We start from the raw sequence: 23410 nt of genomic DNA on the forward strand, positions 1-23410 counted from the left end.
CCCGAATCGGTTCGGGTGCAGCGCGGCCGTGGTGGTTCGTGCCGGTGGTGGGCGGGTCAACGCGCGAGCGCGACTACGACCAGGACGATGACCGGACCGAAGATCCCGAGGGCGTAGATCAAGCCCATGAACGGGTCACTGCGCATTGCTGCCTCCTGGCTGGGTGCGAACTGGGCGGGGAACGGGCGGGCGTGGTGCGGGCCTTCGAGCGGCCACGGGCGCCCCCACCCAGGATTCGTCGCCGGGTGGGGGCGCCCGCGGCCGCTCGTACAGGCCGGGCTGATCAGACCGCGATGCGCAGCGGTTCGTGCGGGACGTTCGTGCCGTCGCTGGAGGTGTCGGCCAGCAACGTGTCGCGGACGTCTTCGACGGCCTTGAAAGCGGCGAGGACGTCGGCCCATTCCTCGGCGCGGGCGCGGGGGAACTGGCGGGCGGTCCGCTGCTCCTGGTCCGCGGTGACCTCGGCGAGCAGTTCACAGCGGCGGCTGCGCTCGGGGTCCTGGCGCAGCAGGCGGACGTACAGGTCGGCCAGGCGCAGGCCGTCCGTGCAGTACGTACGGCCTTGGCACGCCGCGCAGCGGGCGCGGTGGGCGAGGTGCGCGTCGCGGGCGGGCGCGAGCTTCAGCAGCGGCGCCTGGATCTGCGAGGCCGCCGGGGCCGGGGCGGCCTTCGGCCTGGGCACCACCGCGGTGGCGCGCCGCGCGGACGTCTCACGCGCCGCCTCGGCGAGGCTGCGCTGCCACCGTTCGATCGTCAGGTCCAGCACGATCCGGCGATTGCTGCCGACCTCGCAGCGCCGCATGACAGGGTTGCCGTCCTGGTCGGCGAACGTGCCCTGGTGCGGGGTGAGCTTGGGGTTCTGGCCCTGATAGCCGGTGATCGGGCACCAGGTCCGACAGTCCGGGCAGACCACGGTCATCGCGCCGCGGCGCAGGTCCAAGTCGTTCGGGCACAGCTTCGACGCCACCAGGGCGGCGGCAAGACTGCGGTTCTTCGTGCGGGTCCGGCGCGGCCGGCGCTTCATCGTCGGCGCCGAGGGCGGGGTAGAGGCCACCAGGAGACTCCTCTGCAGGCTGGTCTGGGTGGTACGAGGTCGCGAATTCTCCGCTGGTCAGGCCGCATGCGAGCGCCCTGACGCGTGGACAAACCACGGCCCTGCCTTGGAGAAGCGCGGAGGATTTTGCGTGCATCGCCCCGAGGTCGCAGTCCTCGTCGGGACCCGAAGGCCCCGGAGGGGTCTAGCGACCCCCCGGCGGGCTCTGGCCAGTAGCCAGTTCCCACTCCTACCCGTCTGAACAAGCAGTCGGGTGCTTCTACGTCGGTCTTACTGTCTGCCGGTCTGTATGCAGACCTGCGAACTGGTTCGACTGTAAAGGGGCGATCACTCGGGGTCAATAGGTCTGTATGCAGACCTGCAAAACCCGTATGGTGTGCGCATGACGACGGGACCCACCGACGCCCGCCCGCTTCAGGTGCGCATCGCGGACGACTTGCGCCACAAGATCGAAGCGGGCGAGCTTGCCCCTGGTGCCAAGATGCCGACATTGGACGAGTTGGCCGCGGCCTATCTCTGCTCGGTCGCAGCTGCGCGCAAGGCTGTTGACCTGCTGAAGAACCAGGGCCTGGTGCTCACGGTCCAAGGACTCGGCACTTTCGTGCGGAAACGTCCGCAGGCGCGCCGTCATGGGATCGAGCGCTATGCGCGCAGTCGCTGGCTCGGCGCGCACGCGAAGCCGATCCTGATCGCCGAGGCAGACAGCCAGGGCCGCAGCGCGAACCAGTTGATCCGCGAGTTGTCCGAGGTCCCCGCGCCTGCGTTGGTCGCCGAGAAGTTCGGGATCGCAGAGGGCACGCCCGTGTGGGTGCGCCGCCGCACGACGCTCATAGACGACCGTCCCAACCAGCTCGCGGACAGCTACTACGAGCTCGAAGTCGTCGCTGGCACCCGGATCCAGGAAGAAGACACCGGTCCGGGAGGCGGGTTCGCCCGACTTGAGGAGGCTGGCCACCACCTCGCCGAGATCGAGGAGAGCATCGACGTCCGCATGCCGACCGGCCCCGAAAGCGTCGTGCTCGAGCTCCCGACCGGGACGCCCGTCGTGGACCTGACCCGCGTCACCTACGACGACAGCGGCCGCGCAGTTGAGGTCATGCTCTCCGTGATCGCGGGGGATATGGCCACGTTTTCCTACCGCTTCCCCATCCCCGACTGACGAAGGCGGCGCATGCGTACGACCAGCATCACCGTGTCCACCCCGGGCCAGGCCAACGAGGACTTGGTGGCCACCGGGTCGACCTGGGCCTTCGTCCTGGACGGAGCGACGCCGCGGGCCGGCGTCGACAGCGGCTGCGTGCACACCGTCACCTGGCTGGTAGCCCAGCTCGGTGCGGCGCTGTCCCGTCAGCTCTTCCTGCACGACCGCCCGCTGTCCGACCTGGTGGCGGCCGCGATCGACGAGACATGCGGCGCCCACGGTCCAGCTTGCGATCTGTCGAACCCCGACAGCCCCTCGTCGACCGTCGCAGTCATCAGGGAGAACAGCACGTCCGAGAGCGTCGACTACCTGATCCTTGCCGATTCGCCGGTCGTCTTCGACACCGCCGACGGCGTCCAGGTCGTCACTGACACGCGAAGTGGGAGCCTTCCCGTCTACACCGCCGAGTCCGTCCGGGCAGCACGCAACCAGCCCGACGGGTTCTGGGTCGCCAGCACCAAGCCTGAAGCCGCCTACCAAGCCGTGATTGGCAGCGTTGATCGCGCGGACGTACGCCGAGCTGCTGCCTTCACCGACGGCGCGGCCCGATACACAGAACGATTCGCGCTCGGCAGTTGGGCGGACGCCCTCGATCTCTTGGAGAGCGATCCCGGATGCCTGATCAAGCAGGTTCGCGCTGCCGAAGGCAGCGAGAACGCTGCACAGCAAGCGAGGCGGCGTGACAAGCAGCACGACGATGCCACGGCCGTCCTCATGACCTGGGACTGAGGCATGACCCGCCACCCCTCCCGTGATCCTGCGACTCCGCATGACGCCCCCGATCAGTCCGCTGATGACATCAACAAGCTTGTTGATCAGCCGGGTTGGGGGAGAGGCCGCAGCGTGGCAGTGGTGTGGCAATAGCGTGGCAATAGCCCGCATCGCGCCTGGCAGAAGACCACCTCGGGGGTGAACAGTGATCGGCGTGGATCAGTGGACGGGTGAGGAAGCGCTGCTGTTGCGGCGTGCGATGCGGGCGTCGGTGCGGGAGTTCGCCGAGCGCCTGGGCATCGGCGCCCGCACTGTCACGTACTGGACGCAGAATCCCGGCACGGTCTGCCGCCCGGAGACGGCGCAGATCCTGGACGCTGCGCTGGCCCGATGCGCCGCCGAGGACCAAGAGCGGTTCCGTGTTCTTCTGGCGGCACTTCGCGGTGATTCCGCGGCGCTCGCTGCAGACGAGTCCGCCCGTCCCGGCGCGTGCACCGTGGTCTCGCACAAGTTCATGCCGGTCTACCTCGGAGAGCACGGGACGGCGCTGTTCGCCGCCGGCGCCGAGCGCGCAGCAGGGCCGGGCGGTCTGGAACGGCGAACACTGTCGGCCGACCACCGGTCGGCTCGGTCGTCTGTGGTGGTCGCATACGCATGCGGCGTTGCCGTCGTGCACCTGGAAGAGCACCGCCGGGTGGAGACGCTGACCGAACTGGCGGTGTGGCGGTACCGGACGTACGCCGCCGACCCGGCCTGGGCCGGGGAGTGCATCGCCCAGCTCCTCAAGGAGCACGCGACACCAGACAGGCGATCCGCCGATGTGACGCCGCAGTATGTGCTGTCGGCCTACGAGCTGCGCGACGCACCGTGGGGCGGCGCGAGCCTGGATACCGCGCTCCATCTACTGACGACGCCATCCGTCCTCGTCAACAGACAGGACCCTAAGAACGTCGTGCCTCTGGGGCCGGGGTCGGAGGACGCGAAGTTCCGCGAGGCGTGGACTCACCCTGGGGCCGTCGTTTTCGGCGGCGGCGTTTCGCGCGGCGTTGCCGGTTGGTCGGGTGTCGCCTATCACCCGCAGGCGGACGAGCGGGCTCTGACGATGAGTCAGATCGTCGATCTGGAGCTGGACGCGCAGGCGCTGTGGGCGCTCTCCTCGCACGTGCTGCACATGGTGGAGTCGGGCGAGGACCCGGTGATGCCGCCGGAGTTCGGGTGGCGGTTCCTGCGTGGGGCGCACGTCCGGCTGACAACCGCGCGGCCGACCGAGACGGCGCAGCACCGGGTGATGCGCGAGGCGATCCTGGCGACGAGTGAGCTCCCTGACCGGCTTCGGGCCGCTCAGGATGCCTTGCGAGATGGAGCCATGTGATGCCGGAGAAGAAGGTCGTGAATGCGTACAACGACCGGCTGGAGCAGCTTAGAACCGCGGTCTACCGGCTGTACGACGCCGAGGGCGGCCTGTTGTACGTCGGCATGACCGCCAATCCTGAGCAACGCTTTGATGAGCACTCTCGATACAAATTCTGGTGGCACCTCATCGCGAAAACGGACCTTCGATGGTTCGACTCGCGTTCTGAGGCTGCGGCCGTGGAAGCGGAGGCTATCCGCTCCGAGCAGCCCATCTACGACGGCACCGGCCGCATCAAGGATTGGACGAACGCGAAGAGCCAACGCCCAGAGGATCCTTTCTGGCGTCCCCTGGCTGAGCTGCTGACCACGCAGATCGAGAACGGCTCCCCGCCTGCAGGCACGCGTCTGCCGACTCCTCGTGCGCTCGCACGTGAACACAACGTCTCCATTGCTTCGGTCGGCACCGCGCTGTCCTGGCTGACCTACGAGCGACGGGCAATCCGTCGAGACCGAACCGTGCTGCCCCTCCATTCGCGCTGCGCGGATGGGCTGGCGCAGTCCCAGGAAAGCCCAGTAGATGCGGGAAAGGCGGTTGGATTGAACCCTCGATCGACGGCGCTGCTGGTCATCGACGTTCAGCAGGGTTTCGTCAACGAGCGGAGCAGCGGTGCGCTGCCCGGGATCGTCCGGCTGTTGCAGGGCTGGCGGGAGGTGGGTGCGCCGGTGGTGTTCTCCCGGTTTCATAACGCCGAGGGGTCGCCGTACGAGACGATCACCGGCTGGACGCGGCTGCGCAGCGCGGAGGAGCAGGCGCTCGCCGAGGACCTGGTGCCGTTCGTCGCGGACGCGGCTGCGGTCGTCGACAAGTCGCAGTCGACGATTTTCACTCCGGAGTTCGCCGCCCTGGCGCGGGAGTCGGGGTGGACGGACCTGGTGCTGTGCGGCATCGACACCGACGCGTGCGTGTACGACTCGGCGATCTCGGCGTACCACTCGGGGCACCGGCCGTGGATCGTCACTGATGCGTGCGCGTCCAGCGGCGGCGAGCGGTACCACGACGCTGCGCTGCTGCTCGCTGGCCGGAACATCGGCCGGGGCCAACTACTCTCCAGCGACGACGTCCTGGCCCGTATCGCCGAGGGGGCGCCCGCATGAACACGCCGTCCTTCGACGTGGACCTGGTGGTCGTCGGCGCGGGGCCGGCCGGGGTGGCCGCTGCGCTCATGGCCGCGAGCCTCCAGCTCCGGACCGTGGTCGTGGAGCCGGGCCGGGTTGGCGGCGCGTTGCACCGTATCGGCGCGGTGGAGAACGTGGCCGGGGGTTGGTCGACCGGCGTGCAGCTCGCCGACGCGCTCGTGGCCGACTTGGCCCGCCTGGGGGAGGCCGGCCGCTGCACCGTGGTCCGCAATCGGGCCGCCGCGGTGCGCGGCCACGACGACCGCGCCGAAGTGGTCCTCGAGGACGACACGGTGCTGTCGGCGGCCGCCGTAGTGGTGGCCACGGGTGTGGAGACGCTGACGCCGCAGGGAGTCGCGTGGGTGACTGCTCCGGAGGGGTTTGTCGCGCCGCCGCTGTGGCGCGCCGCGCCGCAGGACCTGGTCGGCCGGACGTACGTGCTCGGCGGGGACCGGCCGCTCGGGACGTGGCTGCGCACCCACCCGACGTCGACGAAGACGCTGCACGTGCTGCACCCGGCGGCCGACGACTACAAGCTCGCCGAGGTCGCCGGGGACGAGCGCGTGCGCCTGGTGCCCGTTGCACACATCGCCGTGACCCGTCCGGCCTTCGGGTCCGAGTGGATGCTGGAGGTGAAGGACCGGGCCGGCGGGTCAACGACGTACGCGGCCGCCACCGTGCTGGGCAATCTCGGCAACCGGCCGGCGTCGCTGCCCGGGCTGGTGTCGGGCCAGGACGGCTACTGCGCGCCGGAGTTGCAGCATCCGCGGATCCGGATCGCCGGGGACCTTCGGTCGGCGCAGTTCCAGCGCATCGCGACCGCGCAGGGCTCCGGCGCCGAGGCGGTCCTGGCCAACTACTACGCGCAGCCGCGCGCCTGAGGAGGCCTCAGCTCATGGCGACTGCGCTGATCAGGACAGCGACACGGCAGCCTCACGCGTCACTCATGAACCGCCAAGGCGATACGCTGGCCCACAGACTGATCAACATCAGAAAACGCGAAAGGCCCCATCGATCGCCCTTGGCAAGGTGATCGGGGCCAGTCGCTGGCCAAGGACCTTGTGAGAGGGGTCCAGAGGCCGTGCAGTTCACCTTCAACTCGAGTCAGGTGACCGCGTGATCTTCAGGGTACCCGGAGACGGGATCCATATGCAGCGCCCCGCCGTGGGTCCAGCAGCGACGTGCGCCTCTGCTGGCTCTTCGACGTGGCGTTCGCGTTGCTTGCGGACCTCTTGTCAGTCCTCCGCTCGCGTCTTCGTGGGCTGGTGAGAGCGTGAAGAAGTTCGAGCCCCGGGCCGGGTTCACGGTGCAGGCGTATCGCTTCGCCCTGGACCCGAATGTAGGTCAGGAACGTGCGCTTCAATCGCACTGCGGTGCCGCGCGGGCCGCTTACAACTGGGCTGTGTCGTGGGTGGCAGCGTCCTGGTGGCAGCGAAAAGCCGAGGCTTCGTACGGCATTCCCGAGGCAGATCTGACGCCGTGGCGACCGTGGTCCCTGCCAGCGCTGCGCCGGGAGTTCAACCGTGTAAAGCACACCGATTCCCGGTTCGCCGCATGGTGGCACGAGAACTCAAAGGAGGCGTACAACACCGGCCTCGCCAACGCGGCTGCCGCGTTCGACAACTACGCCAAGTCGCAGCGCGGGGCGCGCAAAGGCGCGGGTGTAGGCATGCCGCGCCGCAAGTCGAAGCACACCGCACGCCTTGCCTGTCGGTTCACCACCGGCGTGATCCGCGTGGAGACCGATCGCAGGCACGTGACGCTGCCGCGGCTTGGTGCAATGCGCGTGCACGAGAACACCCGAAAGTTGGAACGGCGCCTGGCAACTGGGGTTGCCCGGATCTTGTCTGCTGCAGTGGTACGCGAGCGAGACCAATGGTTCGTATCGTTCCAGGTCGAAACCCAACGGGACGTCCAGCGCTCGGCTCGGCCTGATGTGGTGGTGGGGATCGACCTGGGTCTCAAACACCTCGCGGTCTTGGCTGACAGCACAGGGGAGATTCGCCACGCGCCGAATCCCGCACCGCTTGACAGCTCGCTCGCCAAGCTCCGGCGCCTCTCACGCCAGGTCTCTCGTCGTCAGGGCCGAGATCGGCGTACCGGACAGACTCCGTCATCGGGATGGCTCAAGGCCAACGCCGCGCGCAACCGCGTGCACCACAGGGTGGCGAACCTGCGTGCGGATGCCCTCCATAAGCTCACCACCGGCATCACGCGCGAATACGGCACTGTCGTGGTGGAAGACCTCAACGTCGCCAGCATGCTTCGGAACCGCCGCTTGGCCCGACGGATTGCCGATGCCGGGTTCGGTGAGATCCGCCGCCAACTCGCGTATAAGTCCGCTTGGACCGGCGGCGAGATCGTAGTCGCGAACCGCTGGTACCCCTCGTCCAAGACCTGCTCAAACTGCGGCGCAGTGAAAGCCAAGCTGCCGCTGCACGTCCGGGTCTTCAAGTGCGAGTCATGCGCCTTGGTCCTCGACCGGGACGCGAACGCAGCCCGCAACCTCGCCGCCCTCGTGGTGGCTTGCTCAACTGGTACCGGAGCGGCCGGAGACCAGGACGCGAAAGCGTCGAACGACCGTGGAGGCGACCAGAAGACCCGCGTCACCGCCCGGCCCGAGAGGGGCACAGGCGGGTGGGCAGGTGGTGCAACCCTGCCGCAGCAGCGGCAGACAGAAGCGGTACATCGTCATCGGGACGCCGCAAGCTTCAGCGACACCGATACGAACCTTCTGGATGGAAACACCGGAATCCCGCAGGCCCCGACGTGCGATGAGCGCTCGGAAGCTGCGGGGCGGTACCCGTGTACCCCTGTACACACACAGCACCCCGCCGTGGGGTCAGCAGCCGTGGCTGCTGGTCCTTCGACGGGGTGTTCGTGCTGTCCGCGCATCCCGGCCCGCACCTCAGGCGTTGAGGGGGTCAGGGTGACGACGTAGCCCTTCGAGGGGCGGCGCCCGATCTCGGGTCTTCTGCCGCCCCGGGCCCTGGTCCCCAGGTGATTTGCCGTCACCTGGTCCAGCGGCCTCTCTGACACCGGAGGAGTTTGCCGCTCCTCCGAAGGGGTTGTCCGTCCGGTTTGCCGCCGGTCGAACAGTTCGATCTTGGTTCGCCCAGAACCACCACCGCGCGAGGCGGCGGCTTTTGCATGCCCTCGTGCGCGCACGCGCACAAGAACGGAGTCAATTTTGCACAGGAACCATGCGCAGGGCCAGCTTTGGCGCGCCCAGGCGCGGGACTTCACCCCGTCCGACCGGGGTTTCCAGGGCTCGGGCGTGACCAATTTCACGCGTCCGGGGGAGCTTCCGGCAGCTGGTGAGCGCGCGGTGCCGACCTGGCCGGAGGCACTGCCGGGACAACTCGCCGAAGTTTTTCGGCGCCAAGTGTCACACCGAACGGGGTCGCTGACACCTGACCCAGATGTGCGGCGATCTTTCTCGAAAACTCATGTCACACGGCGGCCTTCGGCGGGGCGTTTCCATACGATGACACCCCCCTGCGCGGTTGCGCCTACCCATGTCCCTGTCCCTTCGTCCTGGTCGTCCCCGTCGCCGGGCGCCCGTGTCCGCGCGGCCGCCGTCGGGCTCGTGCTGCCCGCTTGGGTGGCCCGGTGAGCGCCGCAGCGGCGGAGGCCGCTGTCGTGGTGCGGGTGCCTGGGCCGCGCCGATCCGAGGCCTCTGTTGATCGCTCTGAGCGTGTGCGGACGCAGCGGGTGCGGGTGCCGTGGCGTCTGGTGGAGTCGGGGTCGTATCCGGATGTGGCGTTGACGATGTACGTGAAGGTCGCGGCGCTGGGGATGCGGCCGGAGGGTTGCGAGGCGCGGACAGAGACGATCGCCCAGTATGTGCGGTTGTCGAAGTCGTCGGCGGAGCGGGGGCTGGCGCCGTTGTCGCATCCGGGGCCGGACGGAGTGGTGGAGATGTCGACGGTCCGGCGGACGTATGCGGGCGGGCGGGGTGCGTCGGCGGTGCGTCGGGTGCGGCCGCTGTCGGCAGGGGAGCGGTTCGTGTGGGTGCCGGTGGCGGCCGCGGAGGATCTGACGCCGCGGCAGCTGCGGGCGTACGCGGCGATCGCGTTCGCGGAGCGGACGCGGGTGTCGTTGACCGAGGGCGAGCTGGCGGGGTACCTGCGGCACCATTCGGGGCGCCGTGCGGGGCTGCCGGTGACGGCGGACGCAGCGGGCCGGGTGGTGGACGAGGTCGAGGCGGCGGGCTGGGTGACGGTCGGGCGGCGGCTGGGCGCACAGGGACGTCACCGGTACATGGCGCACGACATCGCGCACCGCGTCCCCGAGGCCGCGTCGGCGGTGGTCGGCGGCGGCCGCAGTGGTTGCGCCGCGGCGGACCAGGGCCTGGAGGTCGGCCAGGGCTCGGAAACGGCAGGTGGGGGCGTCACGGAGACTGTTTCGCGGGCTGCGGGGACCGGCTCGCATGCCTCGGCATGTCCCGGTGTTGGTGAGGGATCGGGTTCCGATACTGGTGAGGGATCCCTCGCGTATAAGGAATCACCTACGACTGACTCACCCGAGGACGGACAGCCGCTGTTCTCACCCGCCGCAGGCGAACTCAAGTCGGTAGGCGCGCGTGCCGGCGCGGCATCAAGGCGGCGGAACCCTGCCCGCACGGCCGATGGCGCGCTTCGCGCGGAGGAGAACCCCGAAGCCGCGCACAACGCACCCATGTCCGGCAGCGGCGGGGCGGGCTTCGATGCGGAGGTGTTCGCGGTCCTGGAGCCGGTGCGTGGGCTGGTTGCACGTGTGACGAGCGACTTCGTGGTGCGGAGGATCGGCCGGGCGGTGGCGGAGCAGCTGGCTGCGGGGATGGAGCCTTCCCGGCTGCGGCACCGGCTCACGGTGCGGTTCGCCGGTGTCGACACGTCACGGATCCGCGACGCAGGCCGCTGGCTGCTCGGCGTCGGCCTGCCTCGGTGGGGCTGCGGGCTGTGGGATTGCGAGGCCGGGGTCATGTGGTCGACCGGCCGACGCTGCGAGGTGTGCGCGGACATCGTCGCCGATCGTGCGGCCGCACAGCGGCAAGGTCTTCGCCAGGTCGGTTCGGAGCCGGGTGCCTCGTTGGCGGTGCCTGCTGCGGGTGGGGCCGATGGATGCGCTGAAGGCCTCGGGCGGCTTCCGGCTCCGGCACTGCCGAGCTCGTTGTCGGACGGCCGTGCACGGGGTGAGTGTTCGGATTGCGGCGCTCGGATCTTCCTGGTCGGCCCGGCCGTGACCGACGGATTGTGCCGTCTGTGCCGGGCCGAATGCGATGAGCCTCGCCGAACGACGACGCCCGAAGTCCCTGACGTGCCGGTGCGGACGACCGCGTGGCGCGAGCACCTGGCGGTGCTGGCAGGCCGACCGCTGGCCGTCGACCGGGTTTTCGGTGCGCAGGCGGGTTGCGGGGTGATCGCGTGACGCGTACCGACCGACGGCCCACGGCCGCCGCCATACCCGGGGCTTCGGGGATTGATCTGGCGAAGGTCGCTCTGCGCGCCGCCCGCCAGGCCGCCGCGAACGGCGCCACCGGCCGCCCCGCTCCAGCCCGCCGCGTAGCCCGGGTTCGCCGGTCGGACGGCAGTGAACCCGCCGGTCTCGCCGCGGTCCTCGAGAGCCTGATGGCCGCCCGCGCCTGGAACGCCCCCCGCCGCCGGGGCGAACCTGATCGCCGACTGGGACCGCATTGCCCCCGACCTGGCCGACCACGTCCACGCCGCGGGGTTCGATCCGGCCGCCGGCGTCCTGCAGCTGCGCCCGGCCTCCCCGGCCTGGGCCGCCCACCTGCGGCTGCGCACCGCTGCCATCGTCCAGCGGATCGCCGACCACACCGGCGACCGCACGGTGCGCGGGATCCGCATCCTGCCGCCCGGCCCCGCCCCGGCACCCTCAAGCACCGCAGGCGACCAGGACACCCCAGCGACCGGCGACCCCGAGACCGCGGCTGCGCCGGAGCCCGGTCCCCGGGAGCCGTCGACCGGCTATCGGCAGGCGAGGGATGCGCACCGCGCCGCCGTCCCCGAGCGGCAGCTCGCGCCTGCCGTCCGGGCCGCGATCGAGCGGCAGGACCAGGCGCTGGCCTGGTGCCGCGAACCGGAGGAGGCCTTCCGCGCGGTCCTGGCCGGCCACAACCACGACCAGGAGCAGGGGCAGGTCGACCGGGGCCGCCGGTCGGACGCCTACGAGCGGGCCCGGCAGCAGGCCGCGCGGGACCGTGCGGCGCGCAGCCTGCCGACCATCGGCGTCGGCACCGTCCGGGAGTCAGCCGGACCGGGGCTGCGTGATTCTGCCTGACCTCGTGCCGGGAGGCGGTAGATGTTCGTGGAAGTGCCGCCCGTATCGGGGCGGGCAGTGTCGAATGCTGGTCAACCGGAAGGAGGTTCGCAGATGGGGAAGAAGAAGGTAGCGAAGGCTCAGCGGCGACGGGAGGAGGCCCGTGCGCGGGCTTTGCAGGTCCGTTTCCCGGGCTATGTCGCCTGCTCGTTCGCTGAAGCTGCCGCGCTTTTGGGCGAAGACCGGGCGAGCGAGCTGCGCACCTTCTACGGGGGCGAGCTGCGCAAGGCGGACGTCCAGCTCGAACTCCAGCTGCGCAGCGGCGAGTTCCGCGTGATCGACTGGAGTCATCCCGACGAGGCATACCTGTGGGAGCTGCCGGCCTATCTGGAGGCGTGGAACACCGGGATGCAGGATGCCGTCGCCGAAGACGCCTGGGAGTTCTTCGACGACGAGGACGACCTGATCGCGCAGCTGCACGAATGGCATCGGGAAGGCAACCTGCGCATCGACCGCGACGGGGTCATCGAAAGCGAGTGGGCATGCCCGGTACCCGGTTCCGGGGCTTCCGGGCCGACCGGGGCGTGACGTGGGCGCGGGGCCGGCCGTTGGACCGGGTGTGCCGATGACTGCCGCTGCCGCCGCGCCCGCTGTCCCGGCCCCCGTGTTGTCCTTGCGGTTTCCGCTGACACCGCGGCGTGCGGAGGTCGCGCGGGCGCTGCTGGCGTACGTTGCCGGCCTGCCGCTGCGTTCGGTCGACGCGCAGCTGCTCGCACTGCTCGTGGCGGTCCGGTCCGCGGTAACCGGCACCGGCCACGTCACCCGGGCGGGCCTGCGCTCCCTGCAGCTTGGTGACCGGGCTGCGGCCGTGGCGGCACTGCGCGGCTTGGGGTGGGAGGTCCCGGACGCGCTGCTCGGCGACGACCTGGAGGTTCCCGCCGCGGTGACAGTGTCGGACTGGGCGCAGGCCGACGGGCGGCCCGTCGACTGCAGCAAGACCGCCCGGGCCGGGGTGTCCAGCTGGATGGGCGGTGTTCTGAACACCTCGCCGGTCGCGGCGCTCGCGCCGCCCGCCCGGCTGACGGCGCTGTTCCTCGCAGCGCACGCCTCCGCCGAACCCGAGAGCCCCGACCCGTTGCCGGACCTGCTGCCGGGCAGCTGCCGTTCGGCGGTGCCGGACCTGCTGGACTCCGGGTTCCTCGCCGACGCCGCCGGCGGCACGTACCTCCTGGCCCCGGCGGTGCGGCACCTTGCGGTCGCTCTCCCCAGGCCGCGGACACCCGCCTGGACACCGCCGGCCATGGACGCGAACGACTGGAGGTACTGGAAGGACCAGCGCAGCCCGGCACTGCGCAGCCACGTCGACGCAGTCCAGCACTGCGCGCTCTGCGCGATGCCCTGGGAACAGGTCGCCTCCGCGTTCACGGAGGCCGTGCAGGATCCGTGCCGCCCTTCGGACAACCTGCGCACGGCCTACGGCATCTGGAAGCGTGCGCATCCCGACCGCGGTCCGCAGGCCGCCGCGTTCACCGTGGCGTTTCGCGCCCAGCACGGACACGGCCCGTCCATCCGCCAGCTGTGCACGGGCCTCGGCTGGGAGATGTGGCCGCCCCTGCGGCTGTTGGTGGTGCGTCGTCTGCTCGCCGACGGTTGGCTCGCGGACACCGCGCCGGTGCCGTGGACGCTCCGGCCGGGCCCGGCCGCCAACGCACACGGCATCGCGCTGCCGCGCCAGCGCGTCCCGCCGACGACCCGGCCGACCGAAGAGCGGCCGCTGCCCAGGTGACGACGGGTCTGGGTGTCAGTCGGTCGCGGCCGCCAGTCCTGCGGCCTGGCCGGGGGCCGGGTCCAGGATGGTGCGGGCCAGGGTGCGCAGCCGGTCCGATTGCGTGCGCAGCACCGTGGTCGCGTCGGCGTCGTGGGGGTCGATGCGCAGGATGCGTCCGGCCGCGTTCATCGCCCGCAGTGCTTCGGCCTCCTGGAGCCGGTGGTCGGCGGGCAGGGTGCGGTAGGCGGTGTTGCCGACCTCCAGCGCGAGGTGCACCTCGTCCTCAGGGGAGTCGGTGTAGAAGCGGATGCCGTACCGGGCGACCAGCGCGTACGCGGTGCCGAACAGGGCGGCCAGCGCGATGTCGCTCACCACCCACGCCCACGCCTGGAACATCTTGCCGTCGACGCCGGCGAGGGCGACGACGATCTCGGACGCGATCCCTCCGACTCCGCCGAACAGCAGCGCCGCACCGAAAATGCTGCCAGCCACCGCCGCAATGACGTTCCCCTCGTCTTCCCTGAGGGTCTTGCGGATCGCGGGCGGCCGCGGCGCGATGTACCGCGCGACCCGCGCCGCGGCGGGAGCGGGCTCGGCGATGACGATGTTGTCGCCCCAACTGATGGCCATGGACGGTCTCCCCTCGAACCGGACGTACGCCTCCCTGGATCCTGGCCAGCCCGTTCACCGGTGGGCGGGTGCTTTCGCCAACGTTGTCCGGATCCGGGCCCAGCTCGGCTTGGTCGTGCGGGGTGGCCCGTACCGGACGAACCACCCTCGCGCGTCCGGGGCAGCCGTCGGGCCGCGGCAACCGCTTGTGACAGCCCTGGATCTGACGTTCCGTCAGAAAGTTTTTCAAGATTCTTTCGGGACCCTGGTGGACTGCCGGGTGGACCGCCAGTGGACGGGGTGGACTGCGCGGGTCCGGATATCCGCCCGGATACTCCGGACCTGTCCGGACCGGTCCGGACAGGTTGTCCGCCGGGCGTCCGCCCCGTCTCCGGTCGGGTTCCGGGAACTCGGGCGGGGGGGGGTTCCGATCCTGTTCCCGCCTGGGTCGGGGCTTCCGGCGAGGCGTCGGACAGCGGCGGAGACGGCGGACGTCCATGTGACCCGGTGCGGAACCCGGGCGGACATCCGCTCTCCATCCGCCGGAGAGTCCGGGCGGTCTCCGGACTTCTCCGGACCGTCTCCGGACTGTCCGGACGTCGTGTCCAGTGGCGTATCCGCAGGTCAGGGCGTTGCGAACGCCCTGCATTCGCCCGCTCGTTCGGGCTAGCCTGCTGTGCGTGCTCAGCGGGCCGGCGCCGCCACATACGGCGACGGCCCCCGGTGCCAGCCGGGAGCCGCCCTTGCGTATCCGTTCGCCTGAAAGGAGGGCGCTATGCCCACCGACGAACCGACCCCATCGTCCCACGACACCCCGCGCGCCGCCCCGCCTCGATGGCGCCGGCACACGGCGACCGCGTTAACGGTCGTTGCCATCAGCCTCCTGACCGGAATCGGCGAAGGCCTCGGCCGCCACCTCGCCAACGGGAGCGCCACGGCCGTGACAGCCGTCGTCCGGTAGTCCTGGCCTGGCAACGAGAACCTGAGGAGACCTTCCACGCGGGACCGTGCCGCGTGGCCTGCCGACCATCACTCAGGCCCCGTCGACCGCTCCGGCGCCGTTGCGGGACACGGCGTGAACCGCCTGGGCGGACCTGCGGCGCGGACTCCCGGACTTGCGGCCGCCGGGCTGGGGCCGACGCAGACAGCTCCGAACTCCTGGGCGACAAGGCGGCCTTGGCAGCTGCGACGGTGCGACAAGGGGAAGAGGCGACTCCGTTCGCGTCCACGGTCAACGTCCACCCCTGGGGGTTGACGCGGCCTCGGCGGCCCCGGTTGGATTTGAACGTCGTCATCGGGCCTGAACAGCCCACTCCCTTGTGTGGAGTGGTCTGTCAGGCGGCGGTGTCGCACCTGACGGCCCACCTCGCACAAGGGGTGGGCTTCGCCGTTCCGGCTCGGGCCTTCGGTCGCCCCGCCGTGACGCTCTCCACCACAGATCCCGGCACGGCGGGGCCGGACTCTCAGGGAGAGCCAATGCCAGCAAGCCGCACGAACCCCGGCCCCCCGCAAGGTCCGCCGAACGGCGGGCCCGACCTGCGGACCGTGGCGCTGCTGCTCGCACTCGCCATCGCCGGCGCGACGGTCGCCGCCGCTTACCTCAACCCGCCCCTCGGCGCGGCGATCGGCGTCGGGGTCGCGGTGCTCCTGGCAGTGCTCGTCCTCGTCGGCTGGGGCGGCGGGCGGTAACTGCGTGGCGGCGGCAGGGCGTGTAGCGCCAGCAGGACAGTCGTCAGCGGGTCCTGCCACGTTCGGGTCGTTCGAGGTGGATGTCGATGCCTGCGTTCGACGGCGGGCCCGGCCTTACTCCGGATAACGTTCCTTATCCGGAGTAACCCCACAGTCACCATCATCACCGTGGGCTACCTGGTTCCGGCCGCCAGCATCGGGAGCACGCCGAGGGGAGGAGACCGCGATGGGAGACCAGTGGGCCGTGCTCGCGGCCGCGGTCGTCGGCGCCGCCGGCGGAGCGCTCGCCGCGCTCTTGGCGATGCGCGGCACCGTGCGCGCCGGCCGGGACACCGCCGCCGCCCAGCACGACCTGTGGGTCCGCCAGACCCGGCACCAGGCGTACGGCCCCGCGCTGCTGGCGTTCTGGGACACCCACCGCGCGCAGCACGACCTGGCCGAGAAGCTGTGCGGGACGTACCCCGACCACCTGTTCACGGCGGCCTGGACCCGAACCGGCGACCACCTGGCGGAACTCCGGGACACCGTGCGGGCCTTCGCCGTCCACGGCTCCGCGGACGTCGCCGCCGCCGCGCACCGCACGTACGACACCCTCGCCCGCGCCAACGCCAACCTCAACGTGGCCGTGCTCAACCACTCGGCGGTGCGAGTGATGGACGCCCGCAGGAGCGTCGCCGACGCCTCCCGCGCCGTGCACCTGCTCATCGAGGCCGCGCACACGGAGATTGAAGGCCCCACCCACTACCGACCCGCCCAGTTGCCCTGATTGCGCGCCGTCCCGCGCCCTCAGGAGAACCCGTTGAGCAAGATGGGCCCAAGCCGCGCTTCACTCCCGACCAGCACGCCGAGACAGGCCGAAGGGCGGAACGGAACGTTCGGCGGCGGCCGGCGGCGGGGCCTGGTCAGGTGGTGGGCTCGGGCGGGAGTACGCGGTGGAGGTAGTCCTCGAGGGTGTCGGGTGGGAGGGCGCTGTCGAGGGCGCGGGCTTGGCCGATGATGCGGGCGGTGAGCTGGTGGGTACGCAGGTGCGTCCGGGGACCGGGGTACTTGAATGCCAAGTCAAGGTGGTGCCGGGGGCTCGGGGGAGGCGTCGACATGGGCAAGCGCGCGACCAAAAAAGGGAGGCGGCCGATATGCCCTGATGGCCACTACCGGCGACCAGGTCGCATTCGACCCCTCGCTGCGCGCAGCGATCGAGGACGGGTCCGCCGCGTCCAGCATTGCTCGCCGGCCTACCGGTGAGGCGATTCCTGCGAGAATTTTTGACGGTTCGGGGCTGCGCCGTCACCAGAAGGTGAAGGCACACACCTTGAACCAAGGAGAGAGCGCTCATGACAACGGTCCGGGACCTGACATCGTCTACCTCGTACGCGCGCTTGGTGGCGTCGGCGAACGCCTCGATGAGGCTGGCGACGGCGTCGCCGCTCGTCGAAGCCCAGCGCTCGCTGGGCCGGACAACCGCCGGCATCGCGAACCAGGCAGCCCGCTCCCTGGCGACGCAGCAGGCGTGGGTGCACAGCGCCCGGGTGCTCACCAAGTCGGTGGATGACCTGATCGCCCAGACCTCGCGGCCCTTTCACGAGAACCTGGCGAAGTCGCTGTCCACCGTCGTCCTGCCGAGGAATGTCCCGAACGCGTCCGACATCATCCTGTCCGGGCTGAAGCCCGCGCTGGACGCGCACCGCACCTGGATCGGCGGTCTGTCCCGGGCGATGTCGCCGTCTCGGGACTGGGCGGCGTCGATGGTGGGTATTGCCACCAGCGCTTCGGTGTTTCGTACCCGCATCGTGCGGACGTTCGTCGGGCGGTTGTTCAGCGTTGTCTGCCAGGTCAAGCAGGCGGTTCTGGATGGAGACCTGGAGCCGGTGGGCCGGTTCATCGCCCGGTATCTGAACGTCCCGCCGACACCGGACCGGATGCAGTCGCTGGCCCTCGAGCTCCTCGACGGCAGATGGATCGACGAGGTGGATGTCGGCGACGACGCGGCGGTACTGAAGAAGCTGCGACGCCTGACCAACCGCGACAACGGCACAGAGTCGGACCGCACCGTCGGCGGTCGGCGCATCCTCGTCCTGCCCGAGTTCTGGATCCCCGACGATGTATCCGTGCCGGGGCCCGAGGACGAAGCGATCGCCCGGGTCCTCGCCCCCGAGGACCAGTTCGACGACCCCCGCGTGCCGCGTGCGCTCCGGCGGCTGAAGACCGACGCCGACCGTGCCGTCGCCTACACCTATGCCAAGAACGACGGCATCAGCTGGGGCGAAGCCGCAGTGCTCACGAACCAGCGGGCGCAGCGCGGGGAGGCCACGCGTACCGCCCTCAAGCGCGCCGGGCGTCTGATCAACCAGCGCGACCGTGCTTGGCACGAGGTCTCGGACCGGAGCAGCGCGCCGTGAGTGCCTAAACGGCCTGCGGGCGGCTCCTGCGCCTGTCGTCGATGAAGCGGCCGACCGCTGGGTTCTGGGTGGTTCCGACGCCCCGCTGCGGGCAGCGGGGAGCATCGTGTTTGACACCTCGCAGTGATGTACGGACGATGTACGTACGTACACCACTGGGCCCGGACACGTTGCAAGCGCCTCCGGGCCCCTTCGGGAGACGGATCACCCCTCACTCATGACTGCGAAGACTTCACACACAGACACCACTGACTCCGCGAAGCGACCTGCGAAGAAGACCACGAAGAAGATCATCAAGAAGGCTCCCAACTCCGGCGCTTCCACCGCGGCCACGCCGAAGCGCACGACCCCCCCGACCTCGAAGGCACCCACACGCACGGCAACCGGTACCACCCGGCTCGAAATGCGGATCGCCCCGCAGGACAAGGAACTGATCGAGCGCGCCGCCCGCGCCAGCAGGGTCACCATCTCGGCCTTCGTGCTGCAGGTGACCCGCCAGGCCGCCGAGGACGTGCTGCGCCGCGACCAGGTCACCGTTGTGCCGCCGGACTTCTACGAGGCGATGATCGCCTCTCTGGAGGCCCCGGCGGAACGAAACGAGCCGCTGGCCGAAGCCGCGCGTCGGAGCCGAGAGGTCCTCACCAAGAAGTAGTGAGGCCCCCGTCCGGTGTACGAAACCATGTCGCTCCGCGACGACCACGTGCTCGACTCGTTCGACTGCGGCAAACCCGATCTGGACACGTGGCTGCGCAACAGCGCCCGGCACACGATGCGCAACCGCACCGCGCAGACGTTTGTTTGGTGCGAACCCGACGACACACGCGTACTGGCGTACTTCTCCCTGGCCGGGCACGTCGTGGAGAAGGAGGAACTGCCGTCCTCGCGGATGCGCCAAGGCAGCCCCCGCCAGTCGCCGGCGATCCTGCTCGCGCGACTGGCACTTGACAAGCGTCTTCAGGGCAAAAAACTCGGGGGAGTCCTGCTTTTCGACGCCATGGACCGCATCGCGCAGGCCGTGGCCCTGGTCGCGGCCCGCTTCGTGCTGGTCGACGCGATCGACGAGGACGCCGCTACCTACTACGAGAAGTACGGCTTCAAACGGATCCCCGGGGACACACGGCTGTACCGCAAGGTCAACGACATCCTTGCTGAACTGGACTGACACCGTTCACGCCTCAGGCGCGGTGGACAGCAAGCGCGGTCCCCGGGAACGTGTGTGCCAGGCCGTCCGGTCCGGTGATGGTGTGACTGAACTGCACGAACCGCCCTGCGCTCCAAGCGATCGTCGCAGCCGGGACGGGGACGTCCGCGCCGGGGGTGAACGCGGCGGCGCCGCGCCAGGTCGTGGTCCGGACCGCGCGGCCGGCCCCGAAGGTCCAGGCGACGGTGAGTTCGGTGCTGGCTCCGAATGGTCCGGGATGCGCAGGCGTGCGTTGGGCCAGTCGGGTGTAAGCAAAAGCGTTGCCGGCGCCCGGGCAGGTATACGGGCGGCGCGCCCGACCAGCGAGGGGGAGTGGATGGGGCCGGAGGGCTATTCCGACCGCCGATGAGCACGGACCATCCGGTGGCGGCCGCGGCAGAGCGAGTTCTGGATCCACTACCCGCCGACGACGGAGGTGGGCAACCAGATCCTGCGGGTGTGCGACCGCAGCGGCTACGACTTCGCGATCCTGTACTGGCAGACCTGCCCCACATGCCGCCACGGCCACATCGCGAAGATCTCAATCGCCCCGGAACGGCAGCGCCAGCGCTACGGCACCCGCATGGTGCTGCGCGCCATGCGCGGGTGCGCGTCCTACACCTGGACCACCACCGGGCAATCCCCGGACGCCCAGCGCTTCTTCCCCGTGCTGGCCCACGCCACCGGCGCGGCGTTCACCCCACGCGGCAGGACGTGCCCGCACATGAACCCGGGGAACCCCGCCCCCGGGGCGCCGCAGCTCGAACGCGATCCGGGCAGCCCAGGGCGGCGCCGGCCCAGTCGAGACGGGAGCGGCCGGTGACGACGAAGGCGGTCGACCGGGCCGATGCCCCGGGCCGAGAGGCGGCCCGCTCACCGCCCACCTTCGTCGTCGGGCCGTGCACACGAAATTCGTGTGCACGGCCCGACGTGCTTTCCAAGATCGGTTCGCCCCGGTTGCGCCGCAGTCGCCGCGCACTTGATGTTGGAGTGCCGACCAGGACAACACCCGAGTAGTCGTGATCAGCCCGTCGTGGTCGTCCCCAGCAACACCTGGTTCCGGCGCTTGACTTTGCCAGACAAGCGCTGCCACAGCTCGTGGTGTTCGTTCCACTGGAACATACTGGGACCCACTGGGATCTTGACGGGCCGGGGGCTGTCGTGGTCGACGAGTACTAGGAACATCTCGTTGAAGTTCTCGGCGTACGTTCGGGCCTGACGGTCCTGCCACTCGTTCGGCCCCCAGTAGTGGCCGCCGGACGCCCCGCGCGTTCGTACGGGCCGGGGCAGCGGCAGAGGCAGGTCGTCGGTACGGCCCTTGGCCCGCATCCAGGCCTGCCGCCACGGGGTCAGGTTCTCCTCACGGACGCCGAAGACCTGCGCGAAGACCTCCAGCATGGCCAGCGGCGGGAACCGCTTGCCGGTGAGGATGTCGTGAATGCTGCTGCGCGGGAGGCGGACGCGGTACTTCGCGTAGGCGGCCTCCTCGATCTTGCGGAGGGACGGCTGTCCCGCGGTGAGCCGGAGCGTCTGCATCGCCAACATCAGATCGTGCGCGTCCTCCACGTCGGTGGGGTGGACGGCGCGACGACGCCCACGAGGCGTCTGCGGTGCGCTGGCGAGGTGGAGCTCGCGACGCGCCGCTCTGAGCAGCGTCTCGAACTCGCGGACGTCGCCGCCGCAGACCTTGACGAAGGCCAAAACGACGTCTCGGCTCAGCAGTTCGCCGGCCGCCGCGCGGGAGAACGCCGTCGCGGTGAAGGGCTTCTTGGGATCCAACTCTGCGGCGAGTTCAGCTATCCGGCGGTAGGTGCGCCCGGAGCCCTCGCGCAGCAACCTGAGCCGCTGCGCAAGGGCAGTCCGCGCGCCACCTTGGGGGTCAAGAGGCTTCTCTCGGCGTCCCACGGTGGGCTCCCGGGTCAAGCCCGGTGCGGGAGGACGGCGTTCAGCCGCCCGACCAGGTCGACCGAGATGAAGCTCGCGGCAACCAGCACCGAGGCGATTGCCCCGAGCGGGTAGCCGACGGAAGCCAGGCCGCCGGCGACCACGATGATGACGATGACGATCAGGCTGGCCGGAACGGGGGACATGCCCCCGGACGGCCGCACCAGGTACGGCATGAACACGTGAAGCCCTTTGCGTCGAAGGGTGGATAGGGGTACGTGCTTGAGGAGCAGGACCACACGGTGCTCGCACACGCGGTTGCTGCCACGGGTGCGGTGGGCCCGTCGGTATTTTCGACCGGCCGTCAGGTCGGAAGCTAATCGGAAACCGACAGCCGGGCCCGCGGGGCGGGTTTGATGCGGCGGCGTCCGGAACCAACCCCGTGATCAGGCGTTCGCGTCTCCGGATGCGCTTCTCCTGATCCGCAGGTCAGGGAGCTGCTGGGCCCGGATTTGATGAATTTTTGTCCGGGGGTGTCCGCAGCCCCGTTGCACGGGATTAGCACGACAGGCGAGGGTGGACGAAGTGTCCACGCACATCTGTGCGTGGAACGCCCCTTTGCGTCGATGCTTGAGGAGCACCAACTACAAGGGATTTGGGGCCGAGTGTTGCTGCGCAAGGCCCCGGACGTCTCCCCGTTCGGCGGGAAGACCACGGAGAACCGAGACCCTGCCCACCGGCAGGGTCTCGCCGCATTCTGGCCCGCTGGCGGCGGCCGGACGGGACCGGCGTCCGCACGCGCGCCGCGGCCGCCTCCGCCGACGGCGGGCGCGGCCGACGTAGGTAGAGCCCCTTCGGCCGCCAGCGTCCGCGTCCACGCCCTTTGGCTGTGTGAGATGCGGGGGAACAGCGAGCGGGGCGAAGTTGCATTTCTGGTAGGGCAGTTGCAGGCGGGTGGGCGTGTCCTTCGGGGCCTGTTGTGCTCGTACGGCTCAGCGCTCTCGAGTTATCGGCCGCCGAGGCGGCCGACCTGCCACTGCCCTGAGCCTTTGACGTCCACGAACATCGCGTGGGCAGCCAGTACGTCCAGGACGGCCGCCATTCGCCCGGTGCGCCCGGCTCCGGGGACGGCCTTGCCCAAGTTCTCGACGATCGCCGTACGGGTCAGGGGCTCCCGGGACGTGACAAGTGTCCGGGCGACCTGGTGCAGCAGCGTGTCGCCCGGCGTCCCCAGCTCTGCCTGCCGCCACCTGTCCTCACCGCGGGTGTGCCGCGCGATGAGTGCGTCCATCCGTGGTGAGGCGTACTCCAGCACCATCGGCCACACCGGTTTCCGCTGCGAGGGAACTCGCGGGCGCTTCCGTTGCCGCCAGTAGAGTCCCCCGGCCACCGCGGCGCCCACCGCCGCTGCGGTCGCCAGCCGCTTCCGACTGTTCAACCCCATCGCAAGGTGCACTGTGAGGTTCAGCAGGACGTCGGTCTGCCGCTCCAGGTCGGCCATGCGCCCCTCCGTCACGCCCACGTCCCCCAGGGCAGCGCGCAGGGCGACCCAGTCACCGGCCGCGAGCCCGCTGTCGACCAGGTCCGCGTCGGTCCCGATGACGACTACCGGGGCGATCACCCCGGCCAGCAGCAGCATCGGCACATCGGAAGTGTCGCGTCCGGCGAGGATCTGGGCCTGCGGGGTCATCGGCAGGCCGGCGGTGTCCACGACGTACAGGACGGGTGCGTACTGGGATTCCCAAAGTTCCAGCGCCCGTCCCAAGTCGAACTGGCCGCCCTCGTGGTGCCGGTCGGCCAACACCCGGGGAACCTCTTCCCACACGTGAAGGGGGACCAGGCATCGCACCGTCCCTGCCTGCGCGCCGGCAACAAACGACGACGGGGCCGGCCGCCGGGTGGCCGCGATGATGTCCGTGGTCAGCACAGAGGTGTCCAGCAGAGCGCGGCGCAGCGGCCCGCGCTGGTACAGCGTGCGCCGTTTGGTCACCGCCAGCTCACTCATCCGCGCATCGTAGTGCGGGAGTTGATCGGCCAGCGCGGGATTTCGGCGCTGTGCGCCGCCGGCGTCCGTTCGGGTGAACCGTCTTGCGCCGCCATGGACTTGGGACCGCCGCGGCCGGTA

The 23410-nt window shown here is 70.2% G+C and carries 21 protein-coding genes and 1 pseudogene; 16 read left to right on the top strand and 6 right to left on the bottom strand.

All coding sequences use genetic code 11. From position 1 onward, the window contains the following. Positions 1-283 precede the first annotated feature (283 nt). Positions 284-1054, bottom strand: a complete 771-nt coding sequence (locus AB0C36_RS23680; protein ID WP_358357071.1) for a hypothetical protein — start codon at positions 1052-1054, stop codon at positions 284-286. Positions 1055-1436: 382 nt separating this feature from the next. On the opposite strand from AB0C36_RS23680, the gene AB0C36_RS23685 reads away from it, so the two are divergent. The 10 genes and pseudogenes from AB0C36_RS23685 (at position 1437) to AB0C36_RS23730 (ending at position 13545) form a co-directional block, all read left to right on the top strand. After that, positions 1437-2213: a GntR family transcriptional regulator gene (locus AB0C36_RS23685; RefSeq protein ID WP_358357072.1), complete on the top strand. Its 777-nt coding sequence runs from the start codon at positions 1437-1439 to the stop codon at positions 2211-2213. A 33-nt stretch (positions 2214-2246) separates the two neighbouring features. After that, entirely contained in the window at positions 2247-2984 is a 738-nt protein-coding gene (locus tag AB0C36_RS23690; protein WP_358357074.1) for a protein phosphatase 2C domain-containing protein, read from the top strand. 196 nt (positions 2985-3180) lie between these two features. Beyond that, on the top strand, positions 3181-4338 hold the full coding sequence (locus tag AB0C36_RS23695) for an XRE family transcriptional regulator (RefSeq protein ID WP_358357076.1): 1158 nt from the start codon (positions 3181-3183) through the stop codon (positions 4336-4338). After that, positions 4338-5474, top strand: coding sequence for an isochorismatase family protein (locus AB0C36_RS23700; protein WP_358357078.1), 1137 nt, complete (start codon positions 4338-4340; stop codon positions 5472-5474). Before AB0C36_RS23695 ends, AB0C36_RS23700 begins: the two co-directional genes overlap by 1 nt. Next, positions 5471-6376 (top strand): FAD-dependent oxidoreductase, encoded by a 906-nt coding sequence (locus AB0C36_RS23705; protein WP_358357080.1) that lies wholly within the window; start codon positions 5471-5473, stop codon positions 6374-6376. The genes AB0C36_RS23700 and AB0C36_RS23705 overlap by 4 nt, the downstream gene beginning before the upstream one ends. Positions 6377-6768: 392 nt before the next feature. Further along, entirely contained in the window at positions 6769-8436 is a 1668-nt protein-coding gene (gene tnpB / locus AB0C36_RS23710; protein WP_358357081.1) for an IS607 family element RNA-guided endonuclease TnpB, read from the top strand. Between the two features lie 1250 nt (positions 8437-9686). Then, on the top strand, positions 9687-10907 hold the full coding sequence (locus AB0C36_RS23715; protein ID WP_358357083.1) for a hypothetical protein: 1221 nt from the start codon (positions 9687-9689) through the stop codon (positions 10905-10907). Between the two features lie 240 nt (positions 10908-11147). Next, a pseudogene (locus AB0C36_RS23720) lies at positions 11148-11780 on the top strand (DciA family protein); the annotation flags it as partial. A 93-nt stretch (positions 11781-11873) separates the two neighbouring features. Beyond that, on the top strand, positions 11874-12347 hold the full coding sequence (locus AB0C36_RS23725) for a hypothetical protein (RefSeq protein WP_358357085.1): 474 nt from the start codon (positions 11874-11876) through the stop codon (positions 12345-12347). 37 nt (positions 12348-12384) lie between these two features. After that, positions 12385-13545, top strand: coding sequence for a hypothetical protein (locus AB0C36_RS23730; protein WP_358357087.1), 1161 nt, complete (start codon positions 12385-12387; stop codon positions 13543-13545). 15 nt (positions 13546-13560) lie between these two features. Here AB0C36_RS23730 and AB0C36_RS23735 read toward each other — a convergent pair whose 3' ends face one another. After that, positions 13561-14157 carry a hypothetical protein gene (locus AB0C36_RS23735; protein WP_358357089.1) on the bottom strand — a complete coding sequence of 199 codons (597 nt, stop codon included), beginning with the start codon at positions 14155-14157 and terminating at the stop codon, positions 13561-13563. 1455 nt (positions 14158-15612) lie between these two features. Here AB0C36_RS23735 and AB0C36_RS23740 point away from each other — a divergent pair. Then, on the top strand, positions 15613-15825 hold the full coding sequence (locus tag AB0C36_RS23740) for a hypothetical protein (protein WP_358357091.1): 213 nt from the start codon (positions 15613-15615) through the stop codon (positions 15823-15825). A gap of 226 nt (positions 15826-16051) precedes the next feature. Then, on the top strand, positions 16052-16591 hold the full coding sequence (locus tag AB0C36_RS23745) for a hypothetical protein (RefSeq protein WP_358357092.1): 540 nt from the start codon (positions 16052-16054) through the stop codon (positions 16589-16591). Between the two features lie 136 nt (positions 16592-16727). On the opposite strand, the gene AB0C36_RS23750 is transcribed toward AB0C36_RS23745, so the two are convergent. Next, a complete protein-coding gene (locus AB0C36_RS23750; protein ID WP_358357094.1) occupies positions 16728-16883 on the bottom strand; it encodes a hypothetical protein in 156 nt (51 codons plus the stop codon). A 273-nt stretch (positions 16884-17156) separates the two neighbouring features. Here AB0C36_RS23750 and AB0C36_RS23755 point away from each other — a divergent pair, with 273 nt between their 5' ends. The 4 genes from AB0C36_RS23755 (at position 17157) to AB0C36_RS23770 (ending at position 20224) form a co-directional block, all read left to right on the top strand. Further along, entirely contained in the window at positions 17157-18221 is a 1065-nt protein-coding gene (locus AB0C36_RS23755; RefSeq protein ID WP_358357095.1) for a hypothetical protein, read from the top strand. 217 nt (positions 18222-18438) lie between these two features. Beyond that, positions 18439-18873 carry a type II toxin-antitoxin system TacA family antitoxin gene (locus tag AB0C36_RS23760; RefSeq protein WP_358357097.1) on the top strand — a complete coding sequence of 145 codons (435 nt, stop codon included), beginning with the start codon at positions 18439-18441 and terminating at the stop codon, positions 18871-18873. Between the two features lie 15 nt (positions 18874-18888). Then, positions 18889-19383 (top strand): GNAT family N-acetyltransferase, encoded by a 495-nt coding sequence (locus tag AB0C36_RS23765; protein ID WP_358357099.1) that lies wholly within the window; start codon positions 18889-18891, stop codon positions 19381-19383. Positions 19384-19837: 454 nt separating this feature from the next. Beyond that, positions 19838-20224 carry an N-acetyltransferase gene (locus AB0C36_RS23770; RefSeq protein WP_358357101.1) on the top strand — a complete coding sequence of 129 codons (387 nt, stop codon included), beginning with the start codon at positions 19838-19840 and terminating at the stop codon, positions 20222-20224. A gap of 200 nt (positions 20225-20424) precedes the next feature. On the opposite strand, the gene AB0C36_RS23775 is transcribed toward AB0C36_RS23770, so the two are convergent. From AB0C36_RS23775 to AB0C36_RS23785, 3 genes are all read right to left on the bottom strand, one after another. Then, the gene (locus AB0C36_RS23775) at positions 20425-21306 is read right to left on the bottom strand and encodes a hypothetical protein (RefSeq protein ID WP_358357103.1); all 882 of its coding nucleotides are present in this window, start codon (positions 21304-21306) and stop codon (positions 20425-20427) included. 14 nt (positions 21307-21320) lie between these two features. Further along, on the bottom strand, positions 21321-21527 hold the full coding sequence (locus AB0C36_RS23780; RefSeq protein WP_358357105.1) for a hypothetical protein: 207 nt from the start codon (positions 21525-21527) through the stop codon (positions 21321-21323). Between the two features lie 764 nt (positions 21528-22291). Further along, positions 22292-23290, bottom strand: coding sequence for a PIN domain-containing protein (locus AB0C36_RS23785; RefSeq protein ID WP_358357106.1), 999 nt, complete (start codon positions 23288-23290; stop codon positions 22292-22294). Positions 23291-23410 lie beyond the last annotated feature (120 nt).

The organism is Streptodolium elevatio (assembly GCF_040649515.1).
Classification (GTDB): Bacteria; Actinomycetota; Actinomycetes; order Streptomycetales; family Streptomycetaceae; genus Yinghuangia; species Yinghuangia elevatio.